Origin of the sequence: Streptomyces melanosporofaciens (assembly GCF_900105695.1) — a bacterium.
GTDB classification, from domain to species: Bacteria; Actinomycetota; Actinomycetes; order Streptomycetales; family Streptomycetaceae; genus Streptomyces; species Streptomyces antimycoticus.
In genome coordinates this window covers 7,367,330-7,379,461 of the sequence record NZ_FNST01000002.1, presented here as the reverse complement: position 1 = coordinate 7,379,461, position 12,132 = coordinate 7,367,330, and the positions used below count along the sequence as shown (strand labels likewise).

1 protein-coding gene and 1 pseudogene are annotated in these 12,132 nt (G+C 74.5%); both read right to left on the bottom strand.

Annotation, left to right across the window (positions count from 1 at the left end; genetic code table 11):
- Position 1 precedes the first annotated feature (1 nt).
- On the bottom strand, positions 2–10,888 hold the full coding sequence (locus BLV72_RS34605) for a type I polyketide synthase (protein WP_244321148.1): 10,887 nt from the start codon (positions 10,886–10,888) through the stop codon (positions 2–4).
- A 98-nt stretch (positions 10,889–10,986) separates the two neighbouring features.
- Positions 10,987–12,108 (bottom strand): annotated as a pseudogene (locus BLV72_RS50380) (beta-ketoacyl synthase N-terminal-like domain-containing protein); the annotation flags it as partial.
- Between the last annotated feature and the right edge of the window lie 24 nt (positions 12,109–12,132).

Below are 12,132 nucleotides of genomic sequence, written 5' to 3'. Positions count from 1 at the left end.
ATCAGGGCAGTTCACGGTCAATGAGCTCGAACATCTCGTCGTCCGAGGCGGCTTCGAGGGCGTCGAAGCCGGTCGCGTCGGCCGGGGCACCGGGCCCGCCGCCGTTCCATGTCGCCAGCAGGGCGCCCAGCCGTTTGGCGATCCGCTGCCGGCCTTCGTCGTCCGTGACGAGAGTGGCCAAGGTGGTGTCCAGCCTGGCCAGCTCGCCGAGGACCGGGTCGACGGCGTCCCGGCCCGGGGCGGCTCCGTCGCCGGGTGCCAGCCGTTCCAGCAGGTAGTCGGCGAGTACGGCCGCCTCCGGGTAGTCGAAGACGAGGGCGGCGGGCAGCCGCAGACCGGTGGCGGCGGCGAGCCGGTTGCGCAGTTCGACGGCGGTCAGCGAGTCGAAGCCCAGCTCCTTGAAGCTGGCCTCGGCCTGCACCGCGTCCACATCGGCGTGTCCGAGGACCGTGGCGGCGTGGCCACGGACCAGGTTGAGCACGAGTCGGTGCCGTTCGGCCGTGGACAGGCCCGCGAGCCGGGCGCCCCAGTCGACCTGGCGGCCTTCCCCGGCCGCCGCGGTGCGCCGCCCGGTGCCGCCACCGCCGCCCGTGGCGGCCAGGGCGTGCAGCGTGGCGGGCAGGCTGTCGGCGGGCAGTCCGGCGAGGGTGCGGGTGTCCACGTGGGCGGCGACCAGATGGTCACCGCCGTGCTGGACGGCGGCGTCGAGCAGGGCCAGGCCGTGCCGGGTGCTCAGGGCGGCGACGCCGGTACGGGACATCCGGGCCAGATCCGCCTCGGCCAGGTGTCCGGTCATCCCGCTGGCGTCCGCCCACAGGCCCCAGGCGATCGATACGCCGGGCAGCCCGGCGGCGCGCCGATGGGCGGCGAGTGCGTCGCAAAAGGCGTTGGCCGCCGCGTAGTTGGCCTGTCCGGGGCTGCCGAGTGTGCCCGCGGCGGAGGAGAAGAGGACGAACATGCCGAGCCGCAGATGGGCCGTGGCCGTGTGCAGATGGGCCGCGGCCGTGGCCTTGGCCGTCCAGACCCGTGCCAGCCGTTCGGGGGTCTGCGAGGTCACCATCGCGTCGTCCAGCACACCGGTGGCGTGGATGACTCCGGTCAGCGGATGCCCGGGGTCGATGCCCGCCACCAGCTCCGCCACCGCCGTGGCGTCGGTGACATCCGCCGCCGCGAGGCGCACCCGCGCGCCCAGCTCCTCCAGCCGGGCGGCCAGGTCGCGGGCGCCCGGAGCATCCGGCCCCCGCCTGCTCACCAGCAGCAGATGGCCGATCCCCCAGGTGCGGACGAGGTGTTCGGCGATGTAGGCGCCCAGGGTGCCGGTGCCGCCCGTGATCAGTACCGTGCCGTCCGGGTCGACCGCGGCGGGTACGTCCAGCACCAGCTTGCCGGTGTGCCGGGCCTGGCTCAGCTGTCGTAGCGCGTCCCGCGCCCGGCTGAGTGGCCAGGGCCGTACCGGGGCGGGCCGCAGCGCTCCGGCCGCGAACAGCTCGCTCACTTCGCGCAGTATCTCCCCGATGCGGTCCGGACCGGCGTCGGGGACCAGATCGAAGGCGCGGTAGCGGACGCCCGGATGCGTGGCCGCGAGGTGTTCGGGAGCGCGGATGTCGGTCTTGCCCATTTCGGAGAGCCGTCCGCCGTCGGCCAGCAGCCGCAAGGAGGCGTCGACGTACGGCCCGGCGAGGCTGTTGAGCACCACATCGACGCCACGTCCGCCGGTGGCCTCGCGGAACACCTCCTCGAAGTCCAGTTCGCGCGAGGAGGCGCGATGTGCCTGGTCGATGCCCATGTCCTCGAGCACCCCGTGCTTGCCGGGGCCGGCCGTGGCATAGACCTCGGCGCCCAAGTGGCGGGCGATCTGCACGGCCGCCATGCCGACGCCGCCGGTCGCGGCGTGGATCAGCACCGTTTCGCCGTCCCGCAGCCCGGCCAGGTCCACCAGCCCGTACCAGGCGGTGAGGAACACCACCGGTACGGCGGCCGCCTGCCGGAAGCTCCAGCCGTCGGGGATCGGCACGACCATGCGCGCGTCCGCCACCGCCCAGGGGCCGAACGCGCCCTCGAACAGGCCCATGACCCGGTCGCCCACCGCGAGCCCGGTCACCTCCGGGCCGATGTCCACGACGATGCCCGCGCCCTCGCTGCCGCGGAACACCCCGCCTCCGGGGTACATCCCGACGACGATCAGCGCATCGCGGAAGTTCATGCCCGCCGCGTGCACCGCGATCCGGACCTCTCCCGGCCCCAGCCGCTCCAGCGCCTCGGGACACGGCACGGGCGTCACATTGTCCACGGTGGACGCGCCCCGCACGGCGAGTCGCCACGCGGGCTCTCCCACCGGGCCCACCAGGCCGCCGCTGCCGGGGCCGCCCGCGCGGATCAGACGGGGCGCCCACACCCGGCCGGAGCCCACCGCCACCTGCGGTTCGTCCAGGGCGACGGCCCTCAGTACACCGTCCAGCACCGCCGCGCCGATCTCGTCGGCGTCGGGCGCGCCGTGCGGATCGCGGTCGAGCAGGACGAACCGCTGCGGGTTCTCCGCCTGTGCGCTGCGCAGCAGCCCCCATACCGCGGCACCGGCCGCGTCCACGGCCCCGGCATCGGAGTCCTCCGCCACCGGGCCGCCGGCCGCGACCGCGCCGTGTGTCACCACCACCAAACGGCTCTCGGTCAGCCGGGGTTCGGCCAGCCAGCCCCGCAGCAGGTCCAGGGTCCGCCCCACGGCCGCCAGGGCATCGGCTTCGGTGGCCCCGATGTCCACGGCCGCCGTCGAGGCCGGTACGGCGGTCAGCGCCACCGAGGGCGCGGGTGTTCCGGCGTCGAGCGCCGCGACCAGCGACTCCAGGTCCGGATGGCGGACCACGACCGGTGGGGTCCACTCCACGGTCTCGGAGCCCAGTGCCACCCAGCCGCCCTCCCCGGCCACCGGCTCGGGCAGCCCCGTGTCGGTGCCAGGCGCCGCCTCGGGGAGCGGGATCCAGTCGAGGGTGAACAGTCCGTCCACGGCGCCTCGGCCGGCGGTTCGCAGCTGATCCGTGCGGGCGGGGCGCAACACCAGCGAGTCGACCGTCAGGACCGGGTCGCCGACGGCGTCGGCCACGGTCAGCCGCAGCGCCCGCTCGCCGTCCGCGCCCTGCTCACGCGGGGACAGGCGGACGCGTACGGTGGTCGCTCCGGCGGCCCACAGCGACACCCCGTTCCAGGTGAACGGCAGCCACACCTGGTCAGGGTCGCGCTGCTGCTCGGCCGCGGCGGTGAGCATGCCCGCCGGGTGCAGCGCGGCGTCCAGCAGCGCCGGATGGATGCCGAATCCGGCCCGGTCGCCCGCCGCTTCGGGGAGCGCCACCTCGGCCAGCACGTCAGCGCCGTCGCGCCACAGTTTCCGGACGCCCCGGAACGCGGGCCCGTATCCGTATCCGGCGGCCGCTGCGCGCTCGTAGAAGCCATCCGTGTCCACCGGCTCCGCGCCCGCCGGGGGCCAGGCTCCGGCGGGCCGGGGTGCCGGTTCGCCGTGGGAGCCGAGTACGCCGACCGCATGGCACACCCAGACCGGGTCCGTAGTGGTTTCGGCGTCGCGGTCGGGCCGGGAGTACACCCGTACGTCGCGGCGGCCGTCGTCGGCGGCCTCGCCCACCACCACCTGGACGCGCAGCCCGCCGGTGTCGGGGAGGACGAGCGGGACCTGCAGGGCGAGTTCCTCGACCGCGCCGCAGCCCGCCTCGTCGGCGGCCCGCAGCGCCCATTCGACCTGGGCCGCGCCCGGCACCAGCCGGGCGCCCGCCACCACGTGTTCGCCGAGCCAGCCCTCGCCGCCACCGGCCGTCAGCCGTCCGGTGAGCAGATGGGTGCTGCCGTCGGCGAGCTCCACGGCCGCACCGAGCAGCGGGTGATCGGCGGAGACCAGGCCGAGGTCGGTGGGGTCGCCTCCCCGGCCGGCGGTGCCTTCGAGCCAGTAGCGCTCGCGCTGGAAGGCGTAGGTGGGCAGCGGCACCGTGCGGGGCGCGGGGTCGGTGGGGAACAGGGTGGTCCAGTCGACCTCGGCTCCCGCGGTGAACGCCTGGGCCAGCGACCGCACCAGCTGGGCGAGATCGCCGTGGTCCCGGCGCAGGGTCGGTACGGTGGCGGCGGGAACACCCGCCTCCTCGAAGCTCTCCTGCATGCCCACCGTAAGGACGGGATGGGTGCTGGCCTCGATGAACACCCGATGGCCATCGGCCAGCAGCGCCTGAATCGTCTCGGCGAACCGCACCCGCTCCCGCAGGTTCCGCACCCAGTAGCCCGTGTCGAGCGCGGAGGGATCGGCCCGGCCACCGGTCACGGCGGAGTAGAAGGCCACCCCGGACCCGGACGCGCCGACCGGCTCAACTCCCCGTAGCAGTGCGGTGAGTTCTTCGGCGATCTCGTCGACCTGGGGACTGTGCGAGGCGTAGTCCACCTCGATCGTCCGGGCGCGTTCCCCGGTGTCACGGCAGGCGGCCACGGCGGCGGCCACGGGCTCCGGCGGCCCGGACACCACCGTGGAGGCAGGGCCGTTCACGGCGGCCACGACCACGGCGGCGGCGCGGTCGCCGAGCCCGGACAGCAGCTCCGCGGCCTGTTCCTCACCTACGCCGAGGGAGGCCATGGCCCCGCCACCGGCCAGTTGGCGCAGCGCGCGGCTACGCAGGGCCACGATTCGGGCGCCGTCCTCCACGGTGAGCGCCCCGGCCACGCAGGCGGCGGCGATCTCGCCCTGGCTATGGCCCACGACGGCGGCGGGCCGCACTCCGTGGCCCGCCCATACGGCGGCCAGGGACACCATCACCGCCCACAGGACGGGCTGCACCACGTCCACTCGGCTCAGATCGCCCGCGCCGTCCACGCCGCGCAGCACGTCGGTGAGCGACCAGTCGACGTGGGGGGCGAGCGCTCGTTCGCACTCCGCCACCCGGGCGGCGAACACCGGTGAGGCGTCCAGCAGCCCGGCGCCCATCCCGATCCACTGCGAGCCCTGGCCGGGGAAGACCAGCACCGGGCCCGCGCCGCCCATGGTGGCGGCCGTGCCCGTGTGCACCACGCCCGGGTGGGTCTCGTCGGCCGCCAAGGCCTCGACAGCCGCCATCAGTTCGCCGCGGCTCTCGCCGACCACCACGGCGCGGTGGTCGAAGAGGGTGCGGGAGCGGATGAGGGACCAGCCCACCTCGACGGGCGAGGCCGCGGATCCGGTGGCCAGCCGCGCGGCCAGCGCCCGCGCCTGGTCCCGCAGCGCCTCGGCGCCCCGCGCGGACAGCACCCAGGGCACCACCCGGGAGCCGTCGGGCTCGGGCTCGCGCTCGGTGTGCTGGGCCTGGTCGGGGGCCTGTTCGAGGATCACATGGGCGTTGGTGCCGCTGATGCCGAAGGAGGAGACACCCGCGCGCCGGGGCCGTTCGGCCCGTGGCCATTCGACCGCCTCGGTCAGCAGCCGCACTCCGTCCTCGTCCCATTCCACATGCGGGCTGGGTGCGTTGATGTGGAGGGAGGCGGGCAACAGGCCGTGGCGCATCGCCATGACCATCTTGATCACACCCGCCACACCGGCGGCGGCCTGCGTATGCCCGATGTTGGACTTGATGGAGCCGAGCCACAGCGGCCGTCCCTCGGGCCGCTCCTGCCCGTAGGTGGCCAGCAGCGCCTGGGCCTCGATGGGGTCGCCGAGCGTGGTGCCCGTGCCATGGGCCTCCACCACATCGACGTCCGCCGGGGAGAGGTGTGCGGTGGCCAGGGCCTGGCGGATCACCCGCTGCTGGGAGGGCCCGTTCGGGGCGGTCAGGCCGTTGGAGGCGCCGTCCTGGTTGATGGCCGAGCCGCGGATCACCGCCAGCACCTCACGGCCGTTGCGGCGCGCGTCCGACAGCCGCTCCAGGACGAGCAGACCGATGCCCTCGCCCCAGCCGGTGCCGTCGGCCGCCGCGGCGAACGGCTTGCAGCGGCCGTCCGGGGCCAGTCCGCGCTGCCGCGAGAACTCCACGAAGGTGTTCGGTGTGGCCATCACCGTCACTCCGCCGGCCAGGGCCAGGGTGCACTCCCCCTCCCGCAGGGCCTGGGCCGCGAAGTGCATGGCCACCAGCGATGAGGAACACGCCGTGTCCACCGTCACCGCGGGCCCCTCCAGGCCGAGGGTGAACGCCACCCGGCCGGAGGCGATGCTCGGTGTGCTGCCGGTCATCAGACGGCCCTCGACGCCCTCCGGGGTGCGGCCCAGGAAGCGGCTGCCGTAGTCGTCGTACATGACCCCGGTGATCACCGCGCTCCGGCTGCCCCGCAGGGTCACCGGGTCGATGCCCGCGCTCTCGAACGCCTGCCACGCGGTCTCCAGCAGCAGCCGCTGCTGGGGGTCGGTGGCCAGCGCCTCGCGCGGGGAGATCCCGAAGAACTCGGCGTCGAACCGCGGGGCCTCGTAGAGGAATCCGCCCTCGCGGGCGTAACTGGTGCCGGTGTGGTCCGGGTCGGGGTCGAAGAGGCCCGCGAGGTCCCAGCCGCGGTCCGCGGGGAACTCCCCGATCGCGTCCACACCCTCGGCCACCAGCCGCCACAGCTCCTCGGGTGAGCCGACGCCACCCGGATAGCGGCAGGCCATGCCGACGATGGCGATCGGGTCGTCGTCGGCCGCCACGAGAGTGGCCGTCGGCGGCAGCGGTGTCTCGGCCACGCTCCCGACCAGCCGCTCGCGCAGGAAGCGCACCAGGGCGTCGGGGGTCGGATAGTCGAAGACGACGGTGGCCGGGATCCGGGTGCCGGTGGCCGCGTTGAGCCGGTTGCGCAGGTCCAGCGCCGTCAGCGAGTCGAAGCCGAGGTCCTGGAACGCCCTGCCCAGTTCGATGGCCTCCGGTGCGGGGTGGGCCAGCACGGTGGCGACCTGGTCGCGTACCAGCTCTCCGATGAGCCGGTCCTGCTCCTCGGTGGGCAGCCCGGCGAGCCGCCCGGACAAGGAGCTCGTCCCGGTGTTCCGCGCGGCCTTCGTGGGGACGTGCACCAGCCGCCGCAGTACGGGCGGAAGTGGCCCGGCGGCGGCCCGGGTGCGCAGCGCCGCGAGGTCGAAGCGCGCGGGGACGAGCGTGGGGTGGTCGGTGGTGAGCGCCGTGTCGAGCAGCGTGAGCGCCTGCTCGCTGGAGACGGGGGCGATCCCGGAGCGGGCCAGCCGGGCGAGGTCCGCGTCGTCCAGGTGGCCGGTCATGCCACCGGCGGACGCCAGCAGCCCCCAGGCCAGCGTATGGGCCGTCCGTCCCTCGGCGCGGCGGTGCTCGGCGAGGGCGTTGAGGAACATGTTGGCCGCGGCGTAGTTGGCCTGGCCGCCGTTGCCCATGATGGAGGCGGCGGAGGAGAACATCACGAACGCGGCCGGGTCCATGTCCCGGGTCAGCCGGTGCAGATGCCATGCCGCGTCCAGCTTCGGGGCAAGTACGGTCTCGAGTTGCCCGGGGGTCATGGCGGTGACCACACCGTCGTCGAGCACCCCCGCGGCGTGGATGACGGCCGTCAGGGGATGCGCCGCGGGGAGGGTGGCGAGCAGCGCGGCCAGCGCCTCGGGGTCGGCGGCGTCACATGCGGCGATGCGTACGTCCGCGGCGCCCAGCGCGGTCAGTTCGTCCGCGAAGGCGTCGATGTCCTCCGTGATGCCCCCGCGCCGGCTGACCAGCAGCAGATGGCGGACACCGTGTGCGGTGACCAGATGCCGGGCGACCAGCCGGCCCAGCGCTCCGGTGCCACCGGTGATCAGTGCCGTGCCGTCCGGGTCGAGGGCGCGCGGCGGGGTGCCCTGATGGGGGGTGCGGGGCGGGGTGTCCTGGTCGGGGCGGACCTTGACCAGCCGGGGCACATGAGCCGTTCCCGCCCGCACCGCCACCTCGGATTCGGCACCGGCGACGACGGCCGGAAGGGCGGTGCGCAGGACATCGCGCGACGCGGTGTCGTCGTCCAGGTCGAGCAGCAGGATGCGCTCCGGGTGCTCGGCCTGGGCCGCGCGGACCAGGCCCCATACGGGCGCGGTGGCCAGGTCGGCGGGGCGGTCCCCGGGGCCGGTGGCGACCGCGGCACGGGTGGCGATGACCAGCCGGGCCCCGCTGAACCGCTCGTCCGTGAGCCAGGTGCGCAGCGCTCCGAGGACGTGATGGACTGCCGCGCGGACACGGGCAGGCGTCTCGTCCGGGTGTGTTGCGGTGTCCGGTGCGTCGGGGCATGCGAGGACGACGACGTCGGGGGCGGGCTGTCCGTCGTCGAGGGCGGCCCGCAGGGCGGCCAGGTCCGGATAGGCCGGGAGGTCCGGGTCCTCCGGATGTTGGGACCCGACGGTGGCCCAACTCGCCGTGGGCGGGGCCGTTTCGGCGGAGACCGGATACGGCTGCCAGTCCAGGCGGTACAGCGGGGCGTCGGCCGTGGCGGCGCGGGCGGAGCGCCAGCGGTCGGCGGAGACCTCCCGCAGCCCGAGGGCGTCGATGGTGGCCACGGGTGCGCCGTGGTCGTCGGTCAGCCGCAGTGTGATGGTGTCCGGGGCGGTGGGGGTGATGCGTACGCGCAACCGGGTGGTGCCGGTGGCGAAGAGCCGTACCCCGCTGAAAGAGAACGGCAGTCGCACGGTCCCCTCGGCGCCGTCCGGCGCGTGGTCGCCGCCGAAGAGTTCTTCCACCGGGTGCAGGGCGCTGTCGAGCAGGGCGGGGTGCAGTCCGTAGCCATCGGCCTCGCCGCGCTGTTCCGGGGCCAGGCGTACCTCGGCGAACATCTCCTCGCCGAGTCGCCATGCGGTGTGCAGGCCGCGGAAGGCGGGCCCGTAGGTGTAGCCCTGCGCGGTCAGCCGCTCGTACAGGTCCGCCACGTCGACCGGGGTGGCCCCGGCGGGTGGCCAGGCCGTGGTTTGCGGTTCGTCGTCGGGCGGTGGCGTGCCCGCGTCGGCCAGTACGCCGGTGGCGTGGTGGCGCCAGGCGGCCGGGGCGTCCAGGGCGTCGCCGCCCTCGTCGGCGGGACAGGAGGCGATGGTGACGGCCCGTCGTCCGATCTCGTCGGGCGCGGTGACGGCGAGCTGGATCCGTACCGCGCCGGAGGCGGGCAGGATCAGCGGCGTCTCCAGGGTGAGGTCGTCGAGCAGTTCGCAGCCGGTGTGCGCGGCGGCGAGGAGGGCCAGTTCCAGCAGGGCCGTACCGGGCAGCGGCACGCTGTCCGCGATGGTGTGGTCGGCGAGCCAGGCGTGGGTGTGCGGGGACAGCCGGCCGGTGAGCAGCAGCCCGCCGTCGGGTGTCTCCACGGCTGCCTGGAGCAGGGGATGACCGGTCGGGCCGAGGCCCACGGCGCGTACGTCGGCGGTGGCGTTCGGGACGGGCCGCCAGTACCGCTGCCGCTGGAACCGGTAGGTGGGCAGGTCGACACGGCCCGCGTCCTCGGGGAGGGCGGCGGCGAAGTCGACCGCGGCGCCGCCGATGTGCGTCAGGGCGAGCGCGGTCAGCAGCGTACGGGGCTCGTCGCGGCCCGGGCGCAGGGCGGTGGCGAACACGGGCGCGGGGTCAGGGGTGGCCGGCGCGTCGGAGGCATCGGCAGGGGATGTCCCGGCGGCCAGGGCGTCCTGGGCCATGGTGGTGAGGACGGCGTCCGGGCCGAGTTCGAGGTAGCGCGTCACGCCTTCGCCGTGCAGGGTACGCAGACCGTCGTGGAACCGTACGGGCTCGCTGACGTGGCGTACCCAGTACTCGGGGTCGCGAAGCTGCTCGGGGTCGGCCGGCCGGCCGGTGACGTTGGAGATCACCGGGATGCGCGGGGCGTGGTAGGTGAGCCGCCGCGCCACGTCGCGGAAGTCGTCGAGCATGGGATGGAGCAGGGGCGAGTGGAAGGCGTGGCTGACGCGGAGCCGCTTGGTGCGGTGCCCTCGCTCCTTCAGGGTGCGGGCGATCTCGTCGACGTCTTCCGTGGCTCCGGATACGACCACCGAGGTGGGGCCGTTGACCGCGGCGAGCGCCACGCGGTCCGCACGGCCGGTGAGCAGGGGGAGGACCTGGTCCTCGGTGGCTTCGACGGCCGCCATGGCGCCGCCGGACGGCAGCGCCTGCATCAGTCGGCCGCGGGCGGCCACCAGCTCGCAGGCGTCGGGAAGGGACAGCACGCCCGCCACATGCGCGGCCACCAGCTCGCCGACGGAATGGCCGGTCAGGAACGACGGGGTGAGGCCGAACGACTCGACGAGCCGGAAGAGCGCGGTCTCCAGGGCGAAGAGGGCCGCCTGGGTCACAGCGGTGCCGTGCAGGGCCCGCGCCTGGTCGGTGTCCTCGGCCGCGAAGAGGGTGTCGCGCAGCGGGTGGCCGAGCAGCGGGTCCAGATGGGCGCAGGCGTCGTCGAGGGCGGCGGCGAACACCTCGAAGGTCCGGTACAGCTCACGGCCCATACCGGGCCGCTGGCTGCCCTGCCCGGTGAACATGAAGGCGGTGCCGCCGGAGCGGGCCGCCGCCGTGGCCCGGATCAGCCCGGGGTGGCTCCGGCCCTCGGCCAGGGCCCGCACGGCGGCCAGCAGTTCGTGTCGGTCCTCGCCGATGGCCACGGCCCGGTGTTCGAAGGCCGAGCGGGTCCGGGCGAGCGACCAGCCCACATCGGCCACGGGCAGGCGCGGGTGGGTGGCGAGATGTGCGGCGAGTGCCTGGGCCTGGTCCCGTAACGCCTGGTCGGTGCGGGCGGACACCACCCAGGGCACCAGCCGCGGCACCACGCGGGCGACCTGCGGGGCGGTGTCCACGGCGGTCGGGCCGGGGGTCCGGTCCGGTGCGGAGGGCTCGTCCGCGGGGGGCTGTTCGAGCAGCAGATGGGCGTTGGTCCCGGAGATGCCGAAGGAGGACACCGCCGCCCGGCGGGGTCGCTCGCCGCGCGGCCAGTCGACGGCTTCGGTGAGCAGGCGCACGGCGCCGGTGTCCCATGCGACATGGGCGTGGGCTGGTCGACATGCAACGTGGCGGGCAGCGTCTCCTGCCGCATCGCCATGATCATCTTGATGACGCCGGCCACGCCCGCGGCGCCCTGGGTGTGCCCGATGTTGGACTTGATCGATCCCAGCCACAGCGGCCGGTCCTCGGACCGGTCCCGGCCGTAGGTGGTGAGCAGCGCATGGGCTTCGATGGGATCGCCGAGGCGGGTTCCGGTGCCATGCGCCTCCACCACGTCCACTTCGGCCGGGGACAGCCGTGCGTTCGCCAACGCCTGGTGGATGACGCGCTGTTGGGACGGGCCGTTGGGCGCGGTCAGGCCGTTGGAGGCGCCGTCCTGGTTGATGGCCGAGCCCCGGATCACCGCGAGCACCTGATGGCCGTTGCGGCGTGCGTCGGACAGCCGCTCCAGCAGCACCAGGCCGACGCCCTCGGAGAACGCGGTGCCGTCGGCGTCGGCGGAGAACGCCTTGCACCGGCCGTCGGGAGCCAGCCCGCGCTGCCGGGAGAACTCGGTGAAGACGTTGGGGATCGCCATCACCGTCACTCCGCCGGCCAGGGCCAGGGTGCACTCGCCCTGCCGCAGCGCCTGCGCCGCCAGATGCATCGACACCAGCGAGGACGAGCACGCGGTGTCCACCGTGACCGCGGGTCCCTCCAGGCCCAGGGTGTACGCCACCCGGCCGGAGAGCACACTGGGCGCGTTGCCGGTGACCAGATAGCCCTCGGCGCTCTTCTCGATGTGCGGGGTGCCGAAACCGGGAAGCGCGGTCCCGGCGTACACGCCCGTCGAGGTGCCCTTCAGCGAGAGCGGGTCGATTCCGGCGCGTTCGAGGAGCTCCCAGGCCACCTCCAACAGGAGCCGCTGCTGCGGGTCGATGGCCAGCGCCTCGCGCGGGCTGATCCCGAAGAACTCGGGATCGAACCGGTCGGCGTCGTAGAGGAAACCGCCCTCGCGGGCATGGCTGGTGCCGGGGTGGTCCGGGTCCGAGTGGAAGAGTCCCTCCAGGTCCCAGCCTCGGTCGGCCGGAAACTCCCCCATCGCGTGTGCGCCGGAGGCGAGGAGCCGCCACAGCTTCTCGGGCGAGTCGGCCCCGCCCGGGTAGCGGCAGGCCATGCCGACCACGGCCACCGGCTCCTGGGAGCGGTCCTCCAACTCGCGCAGCCGCTGACGCGTTTCGTGCAGATCGCCTGCCACTCGCCTCAGATAGTCGACCAGCTT